At 42.4% G+C, this 18,923-nt stretch carries 18 protein-coding genes; 3 read left to right on the plus strand and 15 right to left on the minus strand.

All coding sequences use genetic code 11. The features are described 5' to 3' along the window. Positions 1-155 precede the first annotated feature (155 nt). The 3 genes from GPW69_RS07590 to tehB form a co-directional block, all read right to left on the minus strand. On the minus strand, positions 156-755 hold the full coding sequence (locus GPW69_RS07590; protein WP_074391777.1) for a recombinase family protein: 600 nt from the start codon (positions 753-755) through the stop codon (positions 156-158). A gap of 186 nt (positions 756-941) precedes the next feature. Beyond that, the gene (locus tag GPW69_RS07595) at positions 942-2,840 is read right to left on the minus strand and encodes a C69 family dipeptidase (protein WP_074391776.1); all 1,899 of its coding nucleotides are present in this window, start codon (positions 2,838-2,840) and stop codon (positions 942-944) included. A gap of 192 nt (positions 2,841-3,032) precedes the next feature. After that, entirely contained in the window at positions 3,033-3,893 is an 861-nt protein-coding gene (tehB, locus tag GPW69_RS07600) for an SAM-dependent methyltransferase TehB (protein ID WP_074391775.1), read from the minus strand. Between the two features lie 152 nt (positions 3,894-4,045). On the opposite strand from tehB, the gene GPW69_RS07605 reads away from it, so the two are divergent. After that, positions 4,046-5,089 (plus strand): zinc-binding dehydrogenase, encoded by a 1,044-nt coding sequence (locus tag GPW69_RS07605; RefSeq protein WP_074391942.1) that lies wholly within the window; start codon positions 4,046-4,048, stop codon positions 5,087-5,089. A 145-nt stretch (positions 5,090-5,234) separates the two neighbouring features. On the opposite strand, the gene GPW69_RS07610 is transcribed toward GPW69_RS07605, so the two are convergent. Next, entirely contained in the window at positions 5,235-6,827 is a 1,593-nt protein-coding gene (locus GPW69_RS07610; RefSeq protein WP_074391774.1) for an ATP-binding cassette domain-containing protein, read from the minus strand. A gap of 213 nt (positions 6,828-7,040) precedes the next feature. Here GPW69_RS07610 and GPW69_RS07615 point away from each other — a divergent pair, with 213 nt between their 5' ends. Next, a complete protein-coding gene (locus GPW69_RS07615) occupies positions 7,041-7,913 on the plus strand; it encodes a helix-turn-helix domain-containing protein (RefSeq protein WP_044673969.1) in 873 nt (290 codons plus the stop codon). A gap of 76 nt (positions 7,914-7,989) precedes the next feature. On the opposite strand, the gene smpB is transcribed toward GPW69_RS07615, so the two are convergent. The 10 genes from smpB to ybeY all read right to left on the minus strand — a co-directional run bounded on the left by smpB (position 7,990) and on the right by ybeY (position 16,379). After that, the gene (gene smpB, locus GPW69_RS07620; protein ID WP_044673967.1) at positions 7,990-8,457 is read right to left on the minus strand and encodes an SsrA-binding protein SmpB; all 468 of its coding nucleotides are present in this window, start codon (positions 8,455-8,457) and stop codon (positions 7,990-7,992) included. Positions 8,458-8,459: 2 nt separating this feature from the next. Next, positions 8,460-10,829 carry a ribonuclease R gene (gene rnr / locus GPW69_RS07625; protein ID WP_074391773.1) on the minus strand — a complete coding sequence of 790 codons (2,370 nt, stop codon included), beginning with the start codon at positions 10,827-10,829 and terminating at the stop codon, positions 8,460-8,462. 50 nt (positions 10,830-10,879) lie between these two features. Then, positions 10,880-11,113: a preprotein translocase subunit SecG gene (gene secG / locus GPW69_RS07630; RefSeq protein ID WP_002935768.1), complete on the minus strand. Its 234-nt coding sequence runs from the start codon at positions 11,111-11,113 to the stop codon at positions 10,880-10,882. A gap of 46 nt (positions 11,114-11,159) precedes the next feature. After that, a complete protein-coding gene (gene rpmG / locus GPW69_RS07635; protein ID WP_012775228.1) occupies positions 11,160-11,309 on the minus strand; it encodes a 50S ribosomal protein L33 in 150 nt (49 codons plus the stop codon). Beyond that, complete coding sequence (locus GPW69_RS07640; protein ID WP_024411776.1) at positions 11,309-12,514, minus strand: multidrug efflux MFS transporter; 1,206 nt, start codon at positions 12,512-12,514, stop codon at positions 11,309-11,311. The genes rpmG and GPW69_RS07640 overlap by 1 nt, the downstream gene beginning before the upstream one ends. Then, entirely contained in the window at positions 12,501-13,103 is a 603-nt protein-coding gene (coaE, locus tag GPW69_RS07645) for a dephospho-CoA kinase (RefSeq protein ID WP_074391772.1), read from the minus strand. Before coaE ends, GPW69_RS07640 begins: the two co-directional genes overlap by 14 nt. Further along, a complete protein-coding gene (gene mutM, locus GPW69_RS07650) occupies positions 13,096-13,923 on the minus strand; it encodes a DNA-formamidopyrimidine glycosylase (RefSeq protein WP_074391771.1) in 828 nt (275 codons plus the stop codon). The genes coaE and mutM overlap by 8 nt, the downstream gene beginning before the upstream one ends. A 395-nt stretch (positions 13,924-14,318) precedes the next feature. Then, positions 14,319-15,218 carry a GTPase Era gene (gene era, locus GPW69_RS07655; RefSeq protein ID WP_024389976.1) on the minus strand — a complete coding sequence of 300 codons (900 nt, stop codon included), beginning with the start codon at positions 15,216-15,218 and terminating at the stop codon, positions 14,319-14,321. A 281-nt stretch (positions 15,219-15,499) separates the two neighbouring features. Next, positions 15,500-15,901 (minus strand): diacylglycerol kinase family protein, encoded by a 402-nt coding sequence (locus tag GPW69_RS07660; protein WP_012027339.1) that lies wholly within the window; start codon positions 15,899-15,901, stop codon positions 15,500-15,502. Further along, positions 15,882-16,379 carry an rRNA maturation RNase YbeY gene (gene ybeY, locus GPW69_RS07665; protein ID WP_002935749.1) on the minus strand — a complete coding sequence of 166 codons (498 nt, stop codon included), beginning with the start codon at positions 16,377-16,379 and terminating at the stop codon, positions 15,882-15,884. The genes GPW69_RS07660 and ybeY overlap by 20 nt, the downstream gene beginning before the upstream one ends. A gap of 99 nt (positions 16,380-16,478) precedes the next feature. Here ybeY and GPW69_RS07670 point away from each other — a divergent pair, with 99 nt between their 5' ends. Continuing rightward, positions 16,479-17,291, plus strand: a complete 813-nt coding sequence (locus GPW69_RS07670; RefSeq protein WP_044681065.1) for a MurR/RpiR family transcriptional regulator — start codon at positions 16,479-16,481, stop codon at positions 17,289-17,291. 103 nt (positions 17,292-17,394) lie between these two features. Here the strand turns inward: GPW69_RS07670 and GPW69_RS07675 are convergent, their stop codons facing one another. Then, on the minus strand, positions 17,395-18,903 hold the full coding sequence (locus GPW69_RS07675; RefSeq protein WP_044673958.1) for a PTS transporter subunit EIIC: 1,509 nt from the start codon (positions 18,901-18,903) through the stop codon (positions 17,395-17,397). Positions 18,904-18,923 lie beyond the last annotated feature (20 nt).

The following is an 18,923-nucleotide window of genomic DNA, read 5'->3' on the forward strand; positions in this document are numbered from 1 at the left end:
AGAAATTGTAAATTAAAGTATACTTTTTTTAACAATAGTTGTATACTACATAATATAGGGGTATTTTGAATGGATTAAAGTGTAAATTTATGTATACTATTATTTACTGTTTTTTTCATTTTTCTTACTTTTTATTGCAATTTTTTATTAATTTCTTACATTTCATCTTGGGTTAGCTGTTTTACCCATTTTGCAACAGTTACATGACTCACTCCGATCATCTGTGAACATTTTCTCAAGGAGCTAATCTCACCTGCAATATACCGCTCTATTATTGCTTTTGCCTCTGCTGAGATTTCAAAACTTTGGCGACCAAACTGGACACCTTTTTCCTTGGCAATCTGAATCCCCTCTTTTTGACGTTGCTTGATGTTTTCTCGCTCTATTTGAGCTACATAACTGAGGATTTGGAGAATTAGTTCAGATAAAAAACGCCCCGTTAAGCCGTTAACTTGTTCCTTCGTGTTGAGCAGGGGAAAGTCTAAGACAATGACATCAACTTCTCTTATGACCGTAATCATCCGCCATTGTTCAATGATTTCCTCATAGTTTCGACCTAATCGGTCAATAGACTTAATGTAGAGTTCATCTCCCTTGTTCAACCTCCTCATTAATCTCTTATAACCTTTTCGATCAAAGTTCTTCCCCGACTCTTTATCTGTTATCACCATATCACAACCAACATCTGTTAAAGCCTTGATTTGTCTATCGAGTTTTTGACTGTAGGATGATATGCGTGCATAACCGTATTTCATTACTTTCTCCTTAGTATGTTATTATAATCGTAAAATTAATATTTTATCATACTAAGTTATGAACGAACTACATTTTTAATAAAGTTAACCTTTTCGTAATACAGAGTTATTTCCGAAAATGAAAAAAGCCTTAAAAATAAGGCTTTTTTCATTTCTAGTCATCCACTGATGACCAATAATCTCATTCTATTCTTTACTGGATTTTTTTCGATGAAGAAAAATTGCTGTTAAAATTCCTGCAACACCTAGCGCCACCAACAGGAGGCTGACTTGCTCACCTGTACTAGGAAGACTTGATTTACCTTTTTTATTAGTAGGTGTTACTTTCTTATCAGAAGACATTACTGTTCCGCTTGATGAGGAAGTATCCGTAGCTCCTCCTGTGTCAGAAGCACTTGTAGACTGACTTGTACTGGTTGAAGTTTCGGTACCACTTGATGATGGCTCTGTGCTGGTCGATGGTTCGGTACTAGTGGATGGTTCAGTACCACTTGATGATGGTTCGGTACTAGTGGATGTTTCAGTACCACTTGATGAGTCGGTGCTGCTGGATGACGGACTTGTTGCTGCTTCAATTTTTGCCATCATTTCAGCTTCAACAGCTTTTAGTTGGGCAAAAATCTCTGCTGAACGAGCCAAGGTTTCCTCTGTTACAGTTGGAGCCAGGGCTACAGCTGCATCTTCTGAAAGTCCAGCATATTGAGCATCAAGAGCTGCCTGTGCAGCAATCCATTCTTTTTCAAGGGCAATCCATTTTTCTTGAATCGATGTACCAAATAACTCTGGGTGTGAGATGGCCATCTTATCAATATTTTGTACCGTCCAGTACCATGAATTCGTGTCATAAGAAGCTGAGCGATTTTTAAAGGCTTCATAAGTATCAGTCACAATACCATAAAATGGAACATACGGTGTATTCCTTGTCTGAGCCAAGCCCAACCATACTGTGCCACCGAAGGCTGATGGTAAGCTACTATTGATCTGATAAACATGGGCATCGATGACGTTTTCATTACCAAGAGCGTATTTATAAGTCGCATCTGCCGCTTGGTCATTCGCACCATTATCCCCTTGTTTTACCTTACCTGCTTCATCGTCTGGACGAAATTCTGGAAGATGTTCAAAACGGTTACGTTGTAAGGCAAAGGTATCTTGTAAACTAAAGCGACGACTTGGATCTGTTGGCTGACGTAGCAAATCATACACAGCATCTTCATAGGTTACAGGCGATGCTGGATCCATCAATTTAATACCTGCATACACACGGGAACGGTCTGCTTCAGCATAAGTTGCAGGATCGTATGATTTAGCGATATGGAACTGTCCATCGACTGTCACATAATTATCCGCTTGTTTGGCTACTTCTTCAACCTTTGCAGAAGCAATCACATTTTCTGTATCGGTAAAATCAACATGACCTAGATAGTAAGTATTTGCAAAAATTGCATACTTGTCTTCAGGGAACTTGATGGCTACGTATTGGTGTCCTGACAAAATTTCCATGTACCAAACTTCATTTTTGTCAGCAATAATAACAATATTCCCTTCTGCTGAGCCTTTTTCATCGATTGTCTTTGCAATCAGCTCAACACCTTCACGCGCACTAGTGACCCTAGGAAGAACATAATCAATCAAAATTGGTTCTCCCAGCCCTCCAGCTTCAACTAGAGGATCAACTGCCAAGACTTTAGCATTTGGAATAGCTGTTACAGTAGCAGTCATGGATACGCCTTTTTCGTTAAAACCGTGCGCCCCATAATTACCATTTGAACCATCCCCACGCGCCGCATCAGGCGTAGAGGTGTACTTGAACTCATTTGCCAAGTGTGGTGCTGTAAAACCAAATGTTTCATCCACCAACATATCTCCCTCAGCATAGGTTGCTGCTGGAACCACAATATAATTTTTATTGTGCGCTCCATTATCTGGTGGATAGGGATAATCTTCCGTTCTACCATAAAGGATAGAACCATCCGTTGTCAACCCTTTCCCAATGATAAAGCCTGAACAGGCTTGAACAAGTTGAGCAGGGAATAGGCAAACCAACATTAGAAATGTGGCTATACGAACAAAAGTCTTTTTCATAGACTTCTCCTTTCCTGATACTCTGTGAAAATCAGAAGTAGGCTCCTTCCAAAGACAGGAATCCAGAGACTATTTTACACAAGTCTCCGACCCAAACAGAAGGTGATTTTCGTGGAGTATAATATGATTTACCCATTTGCACCTACATTGTAACGCAAAAACACTTGCCTTGCAAGTGCTTTCAGATATATTTTACACATTTTTTCTAGCTAACATGGTCGCAAACCGCATCTTAAGGAAATTGCCATTTTCATCCCGTTTATGGAGTTGACCAAAATCTTCATTGTATTTAACCAGTTCCCAGTCACGGTAGTATTCCTTCAACTCACCTGCTCCAAAAGTAAAGGAGAAATTCATAGGACAGGGCGCATCTTCCGTATCCATAGCCGCCACAATCAAGTTATAGCCACCAGGTCGTGTCTGCTCCTGCATATTGCGGATAATGGCTGGCACCCGATCCCGCTCCAAGAACATAAAGACCACTGTTGAGATAATCCAATCGTAATCCTGCTCCAGACTAGCTGAATTGATGTCATAGGTCCCAGCTTGCAAGTCCAAATCCTCCGCTTCCTTGACCTGCAAGAGGGTCCGAATACTCGGCACGTGCTTGTCAACCGCCATCACCTCAAAACCCTGCTGGGCCAAATAAAGACTGTTCCTACCATGTCCACATCCCAAATCCAAAACCTTGCAGGGCTCGATGATTTTCAAAGCCTCCAAGACTTCTGAATGTGTCCGTGTATAGTCATATTTTTTAGCAAAATAATCCTCCGGCTGACAGAAAAATTCCAAGAAAAACTCCGTATCCTCTGTCAACAGGGTCACCCGATGCCAAGCCTGTGGCTCCACAAAAGGAATATCATCTATCGGACCATAAACATATTCTCCCAAAATCTCATTATCATCTGAAATGGGCTCAAACTTGAGCTGGCCCTTTAAAACCTTGATTTTGGCCCAAGTACCCACCTTGGTATTGTGCTTGGTCAAAAAATGCTGAGGAACCGTATCCTGATTCCAAATGGGCATGCGTTTGTAAGGAACTAAAACCGTCATTATCTCTCCTTTTCTTTCCAATACACTTAGTCTATCACAAAGAAAATATGAATTCAAACCCATTTTTTCTTGACTTGGAGTTAACTCCAAGGTGTATAATATTCCATATCAATCAGAAAGGATATTTACTGACAAGTAAATGTGTGATGAATATGAAAGCAGCTATTTATGAAAAAGCCGGTAAGATGACCGTTGCAGAAATCGAAAAACCAAGCCTTCAAGCCAAGGATGATGTCATTATCAAGGTCGTTCGGGCCTGTGTCTGTGGGTCAGACCTTTGGGGCTACGGAGAAGACATTCACCATGACCATGGTGACACCAACTCTGGTCATGAAGCCATCGGTATCGTTGAAGAGGTAGGCGAAGACATTACAACCCTTGTTCCTGGTGACTTTGTCATCGTTCCATTTACACACGGTTGCGGACACTGTGATGCCTGTCGTGCTGGCTTTGACGGTACTTGTGACAACCATCCAGGCTACACCAACTGGGGCAACAACTACCAGTCTCAATACATTCGTTTCCACTACGGCAACTGGGCCTTGATCAAAATTCCTGGTCAGCCAAGCGACTACTCGGAAGGCATGATTAAATCCCTTTTGACACTGGCAGATGTTATGCCAACAGGCTACCACGCTGCGCGTGTTGCAGATGTCAAACCTGGTGACAAGGTTGTTGTCATCGGTGATGGTGCAGTGGGTCAATGTGCCGTCATTGCTGCAAAAATGCGCGGAGCTTCTCAGATTATCATGATGAGTCGCCACGCAGATCGCCAGCAAATGGCTTTGGAATCAGGGGCTACTGCCATCGTAGCAGAACGTGGCGAGGAAGGCATTGCCAAAGTCCGTGAAATCCTAGGTGGTGGAGCGGATGCAGCCCTCGAATGTGTCGGAACAGAAGCCTCCATTGACCAAGCCCTCGGTGTTCTTCACAATGGTGGTCGTATCGGTTTTGTCGGTGTACCTCATTACAATAACCACGCCCTTGGCTCAACCTTTGCTCAAAATATCATTATCGGTGGTGGCTCTGCTTCTGTCACAACCTATGATAAGGAAATTTTGCTCGATGCTGTTCTTAAAGGCGACATCAACCCAGGTCGAGTTTTCACCCAAACTTACAGCCTAGACAATATTGACCAAGCCTACAAAGACATGGCCAACCGCAAAACGATTAAAGCCATGATTACGGTGGATTAATACTCTTCAAAAATCAAATAATAAACCCCAGATAGTTTCGAAATTGTCTGGGGTTGTTTTATATGAGGAAATGTAAAAATGAAATCGCTCGTTCGTTACAAACCTTAAAATCTAAGACTTCAATGAGACGATTACCTACTCGTCTCTAACAATAATTATTCAGATTAATCACTTGTGTATATGAGGCTCTCATCTGCTCTGGTATATGGTGTTCGATGTTCAATACAGTACCAGGGTAATGCAGTAAAATAGCACTCAAAAGATCGGCATTGACCACATCCAGACCCGATAAGGCTTCATCAACAAACAAAATCTCTTTCTCTTGTAACAAGGCACGTGCAACTTCAAGCCTACGTTGTTCACCATTTGACAACTGAATCCCTTCCTTACCTAACAAGGTATCCAAGATTGCTAAGTCAGCAAATTTTTCTAAGCCTACTTGTCCTAAAACCTCCAACAAACGGCTGTCTTCCATCGGAAAACCAAGTGTTAGATTAAACCGTAGGGTATCAGTAAAGACAAAAGAATTTTGGTCAATCACAGCAATATGCTCATAGACACTCTCTTCCTTATCCTCTCGACCAATCCGTACTGTACCATCTAAAGCAGGAATCTCTCCAAGCAAGGTTTTGAATAAGGTTGATTTCCCAGTTCCTGAGCCACCTGTCACCAGTACCTTCTCCCCTTGCTGTATAAATAGATTGAGACCTTTTAACAAGACAGTAGAATCATAACCAATTGCTAGGTCTTTTGTCTCAATCTCCCCTTGCTTCATCTTTTTAGTTGGTAGAGCTTTTTCATCACTTAAGCCATAAGCTTGGCTATTCAATTGAATCGCTTCAAGTAAAGGCAAAGCTCCTAGTATTTCGTTAACATAATAGATTGCTGAAATAAGTGGGGTCACAACTCGGTCAGAAGCCATACAAACCGAAAGTAAGACACCAAAGATCAGTTCCCCTGTACTAATCAGATAAACTCCATAGAAAAATCCAACAAGTATCGAGAGATTATAGAGCAGACTGACAAAGAAGGAAGAAACTGCCTGCCTAAAATTCATACTAAAATAACTACTCTCCATAGTGGCTAAGAGCTCTCCATTTTTGGATAGAATATTTCCAATCGCTTTAAAGCGTACCAATAACCAACGCGATGAGAAACTTTCTTCCAGAGATAGAACGTAAGCTTGATTGTTGACTTGCCAAGTCGTGGTACCATTCTTAATCCATTTGGCCGTTATCTTAGGTACCAGTGTCGGCAAGATACCAAATCCAATAAATACCAAGCCTAGTTTCCAATTCTGTGACAGAACAAAAGTAAATGCAAGGGCACCTTGAGCAAGGCAGTAACAGAGTTGAATGCTGGCGGTTATGACTTTTTCTTGGATGAGCGGAACATCGGATAAGGATTTTGTCAGAAAACTTGTTGGGGCAAGATCCAATTGATCTTTTTGAAAGGAGGATTGTAAAATTGCTGTTCTCAGAAAGACACTCGTTTTTTGTAAAAATTTTCCTTTCAAAAAATTATAAGCCAACTGGGCTAACAATAAACCAACAAGTCCTAAGCCCCAAAAAACAATCAAAGACACTACTGAAGCAAGATTTCCCTGCTCCATTTTAACTGATAACTCTCCCATCACGTAGGGAGATAATATGCCGTCAAAAGCAAAAAGAAAGGAGCTCAATAGACAGCCTAAAAATAAAAACTTAAACTTAGAAATCAGAGTGATGAGATGTTTCATAAAGCCTCCTATTTGTCAGTCAAACGTATTTTTCATATCACCAATTTATTTCATTTATAGCATGATTTAATGGCAAAATCAACTTAAAATATGTTTTATTGTAATTATTTTACAATATATTACTTAGATAGCTATTTTTATAAAAAAACTTGCTGTAAAAGAATATTTCTTTTATAATAAAACTAGAAGAAAATCAAAGGAAATAGAGTATTTATGAATATGTTAGGTGAAAAATTTAGATTAAGACGAAAGGAACTCAAACTATCGCAGAAAACTCTCGCAGAAGGCATTTGTGAACAAAGCCAGATTAGTAAAATTGAGAGAGGGAGTTTCATGCCATCCGCTGAGCTTCTCTTCAAGCTATCCAAGCGTCTAGAAGTACCTCTAGATTACTTTTTTAATGAACAAGTCGAGGTCAAGTCTAATCTCTCTCATTTCAAACAATTATCATCAAAACTATTAGAAGATAGAAATTATGACAATTTAGAATATATCTATCGATTGGAAATGGAAAAAAAGAGTGTTTTATCTTTTGAAGATAAAATGTACCTCGAATGGAGTAAAGCCATCATTGACTTTTATAAATATGATTTAAAAGATCAAGCTATCTCACATTTGGAAAAAGCCCTTTCGAAACTATCAACTACAACCCTTGTTTATCTTAAAATCCTCAACACTCTGTCTAATTTTTATTCTCTAGTCAAACGTGAAGAAGAGTATGAAAAAAATTACAAACTTCTCAAAGAACTCTATCAAACCAAGGATCTGACAAACCAAGAATTTCTTTTCGGTTATATCCGAATCCGTTTCAACTACGCCCACTATTTACAGTCACAGAAAAAATATAGTGAAGCCATGCAAGAAGCACTTGAAATGATTGAATTCTGTAAATCTAAGCATACTAGCTATCAATTAGAACATTTTTTAATAATAGTCGGCAATGCTGGTGCATCATTTTTGGACAAGGAGCAGGTGAGGAACTACTACTTACAAGCAAGAGAATTATGCCGCATATACGATCATCCTCTTATGCTTATGAAAATCGAACGTTTTCTCAGCAATCTTGAAAACTCTCAAGAAAAATAACGCTACATTGCAAAACGTGGATAACAAAGATTAACGAAAAACCAGATAATAAAAAAAACCAGGATTTCTCCCAGTCTTAGCGACTATTGATAGCCTTTATAGTCCGTTTAATATCGCGGTCTTGCTCACGGCGTTTAATTGACTCCCGCTTATCGTAGTCGTGCTTCCCTTTGGCAAGCCCAATCAGGACCTTGGCAAAGCCGTCCTTGATATAGACTTTGAGGGGCACCAGGGTCATCCCTGTTCCCTTGACCTCATTGCCCAAGGACTCGATTTGCTTCTTCCGCAAGAGCAACTTGCGGGTCCGCGTTGGCTCCTGGTTCCAGATATTGCCCTCATCATAGGGAGCGATATGGACATTGACCAACCAAGCCTCGCCCTGCTTGATTTGGGCAAAGCCATCCTTGAGGTTGATCCGCCCCGCACGAATAGACTTAATCTCCGTCCCCGTCAGGACCATCCCCGCCTCCACTGTATCGACAATGGTATAGTCGTGGCGGGCTTTTTTATTCTGTGCAATCACATTGTCCTCACCCTTGGCCATGCCTATCTCCTTTTCTTCTTGTTCTTTTTAGCCACTTCTTTGTAAAATGGTTTCTTTTTCTTGTCTTTTTTACCACTTTTTGACTTGTGGTCTTTCCCAGACTTGTGACGTCCGCTATCGCGACCAGCAGCTTCTTGTTTGTGGTGCTTGCCCCGTCCTCGCCCTGACCGATCATCACGGTCACGGTTGGAGTGACTAGCCGTTCTCCGCTTAGCTTTCAAGGCCTTTTCGACAATATCCAGCTCGGACGGCACGTGGGCAAAATCGATTTCCCCTGTCATCTTGTCCGCACGCGTTAGCTTGATACGGATTGGCTGACCGACACGGAAGACTCGCCCAGATTTCTCACCCTGCAAGGTCAGAGTACGCTCGTGGAATTGATAGTATTCGTTGAGGTTAGTGACATGGATCAGGCCTTCAACCGTATTTGGCAACTCGACAAAGAGTCCAAACTTGACTACGCTAGACACGACACCATCAAACTCTTGCCCAACAAATTCTTGCATGAACTCTGCCTTCTTCATGGCTTCGACTTCCCGCTCTGCCTCAATGGCACGGCGTTCTAAACTGGACGAAGACTTGGCAAGCTCAGGAATAACCTGTTCAAAATACTCTGCTTTTTCCGCAGGATTTTGACCATATTCCCGCACCATACGGTGAACCAGCAGGTCAGGATAGCGGCGGATAGGGCTGGTGAAGTGGGTGTAGAACTCCGCACCCAGTCCGTAGTGGCCGTGGTTGTGCTCCGAGTAGCGTGCCTGCTGCATGGAGCGAAGCAACATCATGTTGAGAACATCCGCATAGGGTTCATCCTTGACCCGCTCCATGAGGTCCTGAAGGGCGTCCTGGCTGATAGAGCTGGCCGTACCATAGACCGTCAGGCCAAAGCTGGTCGCATAGTCGATGAACTTCTGCAACTTGTCCGACTTAGGCTCCTCGTGAATCCGATAGATGAAAGGCAGGTCCAACTTGGCAAAATGCTCAGCAACGCACTCGTTGGCAGCCAGCATGAAGGACTCAATCATCCGCTCGGCAATGCCTCGCTGGCGCAGTTGAATATCGACTGGCAGACCATCCTTGTTGACGATGATTTTGGCTTCTGTCGTGTCAAAGTTAAGGGCTCCACGCTTGTACCGCATGGTTTCCAGCGTTTCATGGAGTTTGACCATGAGGTCCACACTTGGCACGATTGCCTTGTATTTGTCCAACTTTTCCTGATTACCCGCAATCATGTCATTGACATCAGAATAGGTCATGCGGAAGGTGGTTTTGATGACCGTCTGGCCAATCCAGTGCTTGACCACTTTGCCCTTGCGGTCAATTTCCATAATAGCCGACTGGGTCAGGCGATCCACATTTGGATTAAGGGAACAAATGCCATTTGACAGGCGTTCTGGTAGCATCGGCACCACACGGTCGGTAACATAGACAGAAGTCCCACGCTTGACAGCTTCCTGGTCCAAGGCAGAGCCTTCGGTCACATAGTAGCTGACATCAGCGATATGGACACCCAGTTCCAGATTACCATTCTTGAGCTGCTTGATATGGACCGCATCATCCAAGTCCTTGGCATCCGCACCGTCAATGGTGAAGATGATTTCATCTCGCAGGTCCAAGCGGCCTTCAAAGTCATTCTCAGACGGACTTTCTGGCACTCGATTAGCCTCCGCCAAGACTTCATCAGGGAATTCCGACACGATGTCCATGGATTCCAAAACTTCCAAGACATCGATCCCCACATCGTCCTTGTGGCCCACCACGTCCCGAATGGTCGCAATAAAGTGGTCCCGTTTCTTGTTTGGATAGGCTTCAATGTCGACTTTGAGGATTTCCGTTCCGGTCAATACCAGAGGTGACTTCTTGATGTAAATCTTCTGAGCGATTTTCTGGTTTTTAGACTTGATGTAGCCTGCATATTCTGGCTTATCTTCGTCAAAAACAATCAAGCCTACCGCAGTTTTCAGGCTATGTTCTAAAATATCAATGACTTCCGCTTCCGCAGCCGTTCCCTTGAGCCTGTCCGCCACTTTCTTGATCGCCACTTCCACTCGGTCGCCCTCGATGGCAAAATTAACATCGTCACGACTGACAAAGAGATCATCTTCCTCCTCGTCAATGGTCACAAAGCCAAAGCCTGATTTGTGGGCACGGAAAATGCCCTGCAAGGTCACCTTGTTCTTGGAGATTTTTGGAGCAGGAAGAGCAATCCGTCCCGCATTGTCAAAGAAAAGTTGACGGCTCCCTTCCATACTAGAAACCAGCTTGACCAAGTCTGTAAAACCTTTTGCAGAACTGGCTCCAAACTGATCTGCCAGCTGGTCCATTGTCACAGGACCAACTTCTTTAATATAGTTAATAATTTCGTTTTTCATCTTACCTTTACTAAAAAAATAGACCAAGAACAAGTCCCAGTCTGATTTATCTACTTACTTGAAATGATAACAAGTGCCAGCGCATCCAGCATCCAAAGAAAAACAAGAATAGCTGTAATGCGTTGCATCACCGCTTCAAAACCACGGGCCTTTGTACGTTCAAATAAGGCTCCACTAGAAGAGTCAAAGACGTTGCTAGACTGGTTTTTAGCCGGTTGAATAAAAATCACTACAATCAAAATAACAGATAAAATCAACAGAATTGCTAATAATGCTTGATACATATTTTTTTCACTTTCTACAATAACTTATGACATTATACCATAAAACCTACTTAGTTTCAAGGTGGAGGGTTACTTTTCTCTCTTTTGGGCAGTATTTAAGGACTTCAATCTTATCTGGATGAGTCTTGGCGTTTTTGCTAGTCAAGTAGTTCTTACTACCACATTCTGAACATTGTAAATTGATTTTAACTCTCACTAAACATCCCTTACTTTCAAATAGTTTCTAAAATTGGTCAAAGACCAGATAAGGTTAAAGAGGACAAGTCCGCTCGACAGATAGAAAACCCAGTCATAACCCATGTGAGCAGCCACCGCAGACCCCATCATGGGACCAACAACAGAACCTAGATTATTAAAGAGTTGGTTGTAGGAAAATATCCTTGAAATCCCTTCTTTTGGAGTCAACTTGGTCAAAAGAGAATTGACCGAAGGCAACAATGCTCCTGTCCCAAAACCATACATGAATCGCAACAAACCAAGCTGGAAAGGATTTTCTGCAAAAACACAGAAAACATTAATCAACAGACTGTAAGTCAAAGCAATCAATAGAAGTCGATGGTTGCCAATACGATCACCAATTTTCCCTAAATAACCTGATGTCACTAGCGATGCCATACCAGGCAAGGAAATGATAAAGCCAGCTACAAAAAGGAGATTGTCTGTCTGTCCCAAATGCCGCACGTAGAGAGTCAATATAGGAACAACAGCCTGAGCAGCTGCAATAATAATCATAGAAGTCACAAAAAGCCCAACCAGCATCTGCCGATCTTTCACCTGCTCAAATACCTCTTTAACCGACATCTCTTCGCCTTTTTTGATTGGAACAAAATCCTCTCGAATATAGAAAACGGTCAGTAACACAACGATAGCATAAAGAAGTCCCACCAGCAAAAATACCGTATGTACGCCAAACATCTCTGCTAAGATACCACCTAGGGTCGGACCAATCAAATTACCCGCTACCGCACCTGTTGATAAGGTCCCCAGAGCATACCCCGTCTTATCCTTTGGAACCTGACTGGCAATCAAGGCAGTCGCATTGGGAATGTACCCTGTAAATACCCCATTTAGGACACGTAAGGCAAGCAACCAAAAAACATTTGGTACAAAGGCCATACCACCCATAGTAAAAATCATCGCAAAAGCAGCCCGCACCATCATAGGCTTGCGACCGTAACGGTCCGCCAAACTCCCCCAAATAGGTGCCATCAAGGCTGCCGCAAGGGCATTAACAGATACCGCAAGTCCCGCATAATATTCTACCTGTCCAGGGCCCACCCCCAACTCTTCCACAAAAACCGAGATAAAAGGCATAACCAAGGTAAAACTCGTCCCTGTTAGGAAATTTCCCAACCAAGCCACCTTCAAATTCTGCTTCCAATAACTACTACCGTCGTCCATCCTTTAATTCCTCCAAAAGTTGCGCAACCTGTGTTGAGGTCGCCTCAACCGCTCCGCTATTGTCAATCACCACCTGGGCTTGCGACCGTTTTTCCTCTAAAGAAAGCTGAGCAGCCAGACGATTTTCTGCATCTTGAACAGCTAAGCCATTGCGTTTCATGAGCCGTTCCAACTGCTGCGCTCTATCGACATAAACTAGCCAGACTTCATTTACTTCCCCGCTATAATCAGCCTCGTAAAGCAAAGGAATATCCATGAAAATTACATCTTCAGTCTGCTTGAGAGCATCCCTTCTGTCTAACAGCTCCTGCCTGATAATCTTGTCCTGCAAGACAGATAAACGAGCCCGCAGATTGCTATCCGCAAAAACAGCCTGCCCCAGCTTAGCCCTATCTAGACTGCCATCAGCTGACAGGATAGCTTCCCCAAACTCGGCAAGTAAGACCTGATAGAGCTTTCCGCCTTTAGCCTGCAACTCATGCACGACCGCATCCGCATCGATGACTGGATAGCCCTGTTCTCGCAAAAAAGCTGTAACCGTTGATTTTCCAGAGGCGATACCGCCTGTTAAACCAATAACTTTAGCCATGTTTCACCTGACACTGAGGACAGAAATGCGTCCCTCGACCGCCCAGCTGGATTTTGACAATCTCCGTCTGGCAACGGGGACAAGCCTGTCCTGTCTTTCCATAAACTTGTAAATAATCCTGCATAGTCCCGTCCATTCCCAAGGCATTTTTGTAGGTCCGAATGGTTGAACCACCTTTTTCAGTTCCTAGTTGAAGAACTTCTATGGTGGCTTGACGGAGGTCTGCCACCTGCTCAGCCGATAGCTGATTACTTGCTTGAGCAGGATGAACTTGTGCCTTGAACAAGACCTCATCAACATAAATATTGCCCAAACCAGCCACCAAAGACTGGTCCAAAAGATGCGACTTAATGGGCTTTTTCGACTTGGCCAACTTAGCAGCAAAGGCTTCCAAGTCAAAATCTTCCTCCGTCGGCTCAGGACCGATTTTTCGACTGAGAAAGTAGGCATCCACATCTGCCTTGCCCAGCAGTTCCATTGTGCCAAACTTGCGGACATCCTGATAAACCAAGGTCGAGCCATCTGAAAAAGTAAAAAAGGCATGGAAATGTTTGTTGGCAGGCACCTGGTCAGGAAAGAAATTGTACTTACCTTCCATCCGCAAGTGGGAAATGAGGACATGGTCTGTCAGGTAAATCAAGAGATACTTGCCACGACGATCCACATCTAAAATCTCCTGACCAATCAAGTCCTGACAGAAGGCATCCACACCAGTCTTAATCATAGGAGCATAGGTCACCTTGACCCTTTCGATAACCTTTCCCTTGACCAACCGATTCAACCCACGACGAACCGTCTCAACCTCAGGCAATTCGGGCATACTAAGATACTAAGCCGTTAAGCGACTCAAAGAAAAATAGAAACCTGACCGACGGTGCTTCGACACCTAGGTCATGGTTATCTTTTTTCAAAGAGTCGTAGGCGTGCTCAATTACAACACCTAACCAGCTTTCCTTTCTTGTTTACTAAAAAGATTTCTCCATAACGCAGTAAAAGCCTTTCGGCTTTTCTGCTAACTATTTCTAAGTGATTGACTTAGACAACCTATCCCCAGGCTGCCTCGCTCTCTAATTTCTAGGCTCGGTTCTTCACATGGTCACTTTCGCACTCCTATGTGACCTGCTGAAACAGTCTATTCCCAGACTGTTTCACTCCCCCGAACCTACCTCGCTCTCCAATTTCTTGGCTCGGGTTAATAAGGTTCCCCAAACCTTATTAATACTCTTTCTCATTATAGCCAAAGTCGGCGAGGTCGAGTTTTTTGTCTCGCCAGTTTTTCTTGACTTTGACCCAGGTTTCGAGGAAGACTTTGTCGCCCAACATCAATTCAATATCACGACGGGCCATGGAGCCAATTTTCTTGAGCATGGCTCCTTGCTTGCCGATGATGATGCCTTTCTGGCTATCACGCTCAACCATAATCGTCGCTCGGATATGGACCTTGTCGGTAAATTCATCACGTTTCATGGACTCGATGACAACGGCCACAGAGTGCGGAATTTCCTCACGAGTCAGGTGTAGAACCTTCTCCCGAATCATCTCAGATACCAAGAAACGTTCTGGGTGGTCAGTGATTTGGTCCGCTGGGAAATACTGGAAACCTTCATCCAGATTTTCCTTGAGAATTTCCATGAGACGATTAACATTGTTCCCTTGGGTAGCAGAAATTGGCACAATTTCCTTGAAGTCCATCTGTTGACGGAAATCATCAATCTGTTCCAAAAGCTGGTCTGGATGAACCTTGTCAATCTTGTTAACCACTAAAATGACTGGAACCTTGGCCTGTTTAAGACGTTCCATAATCATGTCGTCACCCTTGCCTCGCTTTTCATCGGCTGGCACCATAAAGAGGACCGTGTCCACTTCACGAAGGGTGCTATAGGCAGATTCCACCATAAAGTCACCCAAGGCCGTCTTAGGCTTGTGGATTCCTGGTGTGTCAATGAAGACAATCTGCTCTTCTTCTGTTGTATAAATCCCCATAATCTTGTTACGGGTTGTTTGAGCCTTGTCGCTCATGATGGCAATTTTTTGCCCCATTACATAGTTGAGAAAGGTTGATTTCCCAACGTTTGGACGACCTAAAATCGCCACAAAACCTGAGTTAAATGTCATGTATTCTCCTTATATTGTCATTTAGTTTTTCTTTTATTACTTCGACGAATGAGGAAACTTTGTTTCCTTATTTCCAACTTCAAACACTCCACTGGAGTATTTGAACTCACCTTGCCTGATTGAAACAGTCTGGGGGATACGAATAGTCCGGTGGACTATTCGTACCTGAGCCTGAAAACAAAAAAGCGAAGTACATCAGCTGGTCACCTAGAAACAAGAAAGCATTGAGTTATGCCTGCGACTCGTTGCCTAGTACTAAAAGTAAACTAAAAGACTAAATTCTAAAAAATAAAGTCCCAAATTTTCGGCACAAAGATAATCAATCCTGTCAACAAGGCAAATCCTGACACAAACAAGACTGCCCCTGCTGCCATATCTTTTGCATTCTTTGCCAACATAGAAAAATGATAGTCTGACGCCAAATCCACCACATTCTCAATAGCCGAATTCACAATTTCAAAAGCGATAACCAGACTAATGCTAAGCAAGAGGAAGAGCCATTCTGTCACAGATACTTGGAAAATAAGTCCTGCAAGCACAACAAGGACAGCTGAAGCAAGGTGCTTCTTCATATTGCGTTCTTCCTTGAAAGCCGTCAGTAAACCTGTTACTGCAAATTCTAGACTTGCAATCAATTCTCGGTTTTTCCAGCGATTTTTTGAATTATTCTCTTGTAAGTCCATAAGCTGTCAAAATTTCTTCTTGTAAACCAAACATTTCTGCCTCTTCTTCTGGCGTATAATGATCATAGCCATTGATATGCAGAAAACCGTGTACAGCTAAAAAGCCCATTTCGCGCTCGTAGCTATGACCATAATCTTCAGCTTGCTCACGCGCCTTATCGATAGAAATATACAATTCACCAATATAAGCATCGAAATCTTCCATCATTTCAGCCAATTCAGGATTGTCCAGTAAGTCTTCCTCATCAAAAACAATCTCCGACTCTGGCTTATATTCTAGGCTGACAACGTCTGTAGGACGGTCAATTCCTCGGTACTCCAAGTTAACCTCATGGACACGCTTATTGTCCACAAAGGTCACAGCCATTTCCTTATTCTGCTTGCCAATTTTTTCGGCAGCAAACTGGAGCAATTCCGTAATCTGCTCCTGCATTTGAGCAGAAACCTGCCCTGTTTCATCAATCATTTCAATATACATAATCTTACATTCCTTTTACGTTTCCATTATATCATAAAACCTATCAATGAGGGGGTTTTAGTGGTATAATGTCCTCAGAAGCTATCAGAGGAATGGAAAATGTTACAAACACCGAAACACATCTCTGCCATCATTGAGTCTCATCTGGATCAGATGACTAGACTTGAAAAGCAGATTGCTAGTTATTTTACTCAGTTAGATCCATCTAGCGCCAATCTTAGCCAAGAAAACACTATACAGCAACTCCACATTTCTCCATCTGCTCTTACCCGTTTTGCCAAAAAATGTGGATTTTCCGGTTATCGAGAATTTGTCTTTGCCTTTCAGAATAACCAACAATACTTGGATAAACATTTTGAAAAATTACAGCGGAGCTTAACAAAAAAAGTCTTGGTAGACTATGAGGAAATCCTAACTGCTACCAATAAACTCGTTGATGAAGAAAAATTGGAAGAAATTGCCAAACTGATTGACAGTAGCAAGCGTGTCTATTTTTACGGAATCGGCAGTTCTGGTTTGGTTGCAATGGAAATCAAATCCCGCTTTATGCGACTGGGTGTAGTTTGCGATGCAATTACTGATAAAAACAATCTTATTTGGACAACTACTATTTTAGACCCTAGTTGCCTGGTCATCGGTCTTTCTCTGTCTGGTCAGACAGAAGAGGTCATGGAGCATCTCCACCTGGCTGCTCAAAAGGGGATTCCTACCGCCCTGTTAACAACCAAGAGTTTTCTCCATCCGACTTTTGACCAAATCATTCCAGTCGCCTCTGTCCGCCACCTCAATTACGGCAATCGTATCTCACCACAAATTCCCCTGCTCATCATGCTAGATATTATCTACGCCTATTTTTTGGCTATTGACCAGGAGAAAAAAGAGAATATTTTCAAGCAGACTATTAGAGAATAATTCATCCATCTTTCTATTTCACAACACTCTTAATAAGACAAAAAGCATTCAAAAATACCCGATAGGTACAGTTTGAATGCTTTTAATTCGCTTAAATCTAACTCTATTCTTCAAGACCAAGAATTTGATTGATTTCTTGGCTATACAGAATAGCCTTACCTCCGAAAATAGCCTGTATTCCTCCTTTTACATCCAAAACAGCCGTTGCACCTATAGACTGAATAACTCCCTTATCCACAAGACCACTATTTCTGAGCGATACTCTTAATCGAGTCGCACAGGCAGTCACATTCTCAATATTATCTGGTCCACCAAGAGCATCGATGATAGCAATTGCATTATCACGAAGACTAGAACCGTTTGATAAAACTTTTTCAGAATGCGATGCTTGATCACTGCTTTCCATACCAGGAACTAGCACGTGAAATTTGGTTACTAAAAATTTGAAAACTAGATAATAAACTGCTGCCCAAAGCAAGCCAACAGGAATCACGTAAATCCAATTGGTTTTGTCATTTCCTTGGAAAACACCAAAAATCAAGTAATCAATAAGCCCACCAGAAAATGAGTTCCCAATACGAATTTGCAGGAGATCCGCAACTAAGAATGATAGTCCATCTAAAAATGCATGAACAACATATAGCCATGGAGCAACAAACAAGAAAGAAAACTCGATTGGTTCAGTAATTCCTGTCAATAGGGAAGTTAATGCACTACTTGAATAAAAACTGCCAACCTTCTTACGATTTTCCTTAGGAATTGCGTGATACATAGCCAAACAAGATGCTGGTAGACCAAAAATCATCGTTGCAAATCGACCAGCAAAAAATCGAGTTCCATAAGTAAATAAGCCTGTATGGTTCGCATCTGCTAATTGAGCAAAGAAAATATTTTGCGCACCTTGGATTGTCTCACCTGCTACCACTTCACTTCCACCTAATGAAGTATACCAAAACATTGGATAGATGGTATGGTGCAAGCCAAACGCACCTGTCAAACGTAATCCAAAACCATATAAGAAGGTTCCAAAACTTCCCATCTCTGCGATTGCCTTACCAAAATCAACTAACAAATTCTGAATCGGTGGCCAAATTATATAAAAAATGGAACCAATCGCAATTGCTGCAAATGATGAAATAATTGGAATAAAGCGAGAGCCTCCGAAGAAACCAAGAAAGGCTGGTAATTCAATTTTTCGGTATTTATTGTGTAAAGTTGCAACAGTAATACCAATCGCTAAAGCGCCCAAAACTCCAGTATCAATGCTTGCTCCCTTATCTGCAAAAAGAGTTAAAAAGCCACTAATAGTAGCCGTATAAACCAAGTATGCAACCCCAGCAGATAGGCCAGCAGTCCCCTTATCAGCATCTGCCAAACCTACAGCAACACCAATTGCAAAAATCAGCGCTAAATTCGCAAATACCGCACTACCTGCCGTACTCATGATAGTGAATACAGCTTGCAACCACGCTTGATCCAATACAGGAAATTGTGCTACAGCATTACTATTTGATAAGGCGCCTCCAATTCCCAGTAAGAGACCAGCCACAGGCAAAATTGAGATTGGCAGCATAAAGGCCTGCCCTAGCTGAGAAAACTTCTTAAAATTCATACTCCATTCCTTTCTATAAC

Origin of the sequence: Streptococcus suis, from assembly GCF_902702775.1 — a bacterium.
GTDB lineage: Bacteria > Bacillota > Bacilli > Lactobacillales > Streptococcaceae > Streptococcus > Streptococcus hashimotonensis.

Bases quoted from the DNA above. Each gene is read 5' to 3' on its own strand.
- GPW69_RS07590 (WP_074391777.1), bottom strand. From the start codon at position 755: ATGAAATACGGTTATGCACGCATATCATCCTACAGTCAAAAACTCGAT.
- GPW69_RS07595 (WP_074391776.1), bottom strand. From the start codon at position 2,840: ATGAAAAAGACTTTTGTTCGTATAGCCACATTTCTAATGTTGGTTTGC.
- tehB (WP_074391775.1), bottom strand. From the start codon at position 3,893: ATGACGGTTTTAGTTCCTTACAAACGCATGCCCATTTGGAATCAGGAT.
- GPW69_RS07605 (WP_074391942.1), top strand. From the start codon at position 4,046: ATGAAAGCAGCTATTTATGAAAAAGCCGGTAAGATGACCGTTGCAGAA.
- GPW69_RS07610 (WP_074391774.1), bottom strand. From the start codon at position 6,827: ATGAAACATCTCATCACTCTGATTTCTAAGTTTAAGTTTTTATTTTTA.
- GPW69_RS07615 (WP_044673969.1), top strand. From the start codon at position 7,041: ATGAATATGTTAGGTGAAAAATTTAGATTAAGACGAAAGGAACTCAAA.
- smpB (WP_044673967.1), bottom strand. From the start codon at position 8,457: ATGGCCAAGGGTGAGGACAATGTGATTGCACAGAATAAAAAAGCCCGC.
- rnr (WP_074391773.1), bottom strand. From the start codon at position 10,829: ATGAAAAACGAAATTATTAACTATATTAAAGAAGTTGGTCCTGTGACA.
- secG (WP_002935768.1), bottom strand. From the start codon at position 11,113: ATGTATCAAGCATTATTAGCAATTCTGTTGATTTTATCTGTTATTTTG.
- GPW69_RS07640 (WP_024411776.1), bottom strand. From the start codon at position 12,514: ATGGACGACGGTAGTAGTTATTGGAAGCAGAATTTGAAGGTGGCTTGG.
- coaE (WP_074391772.1), bottom strand. From the start codon at position 13,103: ATGGCTAAAGTTATTGGTTTAACAGGCGGTATCGCCTCTGGAAAATCA.
- mutM (WP_074391771.1), bottom strand. From the start codon at position 13,923: ATGCCCGAATTGCCTGAGGTTGAGACGGTTCGTCGTGGGTTGAATCGG.
- era (WP_024389976.1), bottom strand. From the start codon at position 15,218: ATGACATTTAACTCAGGTTTTGTGGCGATTTTAGGTCGTCCAAACGTT.
- GPW69_RS07660 (WP_012027339.1), bottom strand. From the start codon at position 15,901: ATGGACTTACAAGAGAATAATTCAAAAAATCGCTGGAAAAACCGAGAA.
- ybeY (WP_002935749.1), bottom strand. From the start codon at position 16,379: ATGTATATTGAAATGATTGATGAAACAGGGCAGGTTTCTGCTCAAATG.
- GPW69_RS07670 (WP_044681065.1), top strand. From the start codon at position 16,479: ATGTTACAAACACCGAAACACATCTCTGCCATCATTGAGTCTCATCTG.
- GPW69_RS07675 (WP_044673958.1), bottom strand. From the start codon at position 18,903: ATGAATTTTAAGAAGTTTTCTCAGCTAGGGCAGGCCTTTATGCTGCCA.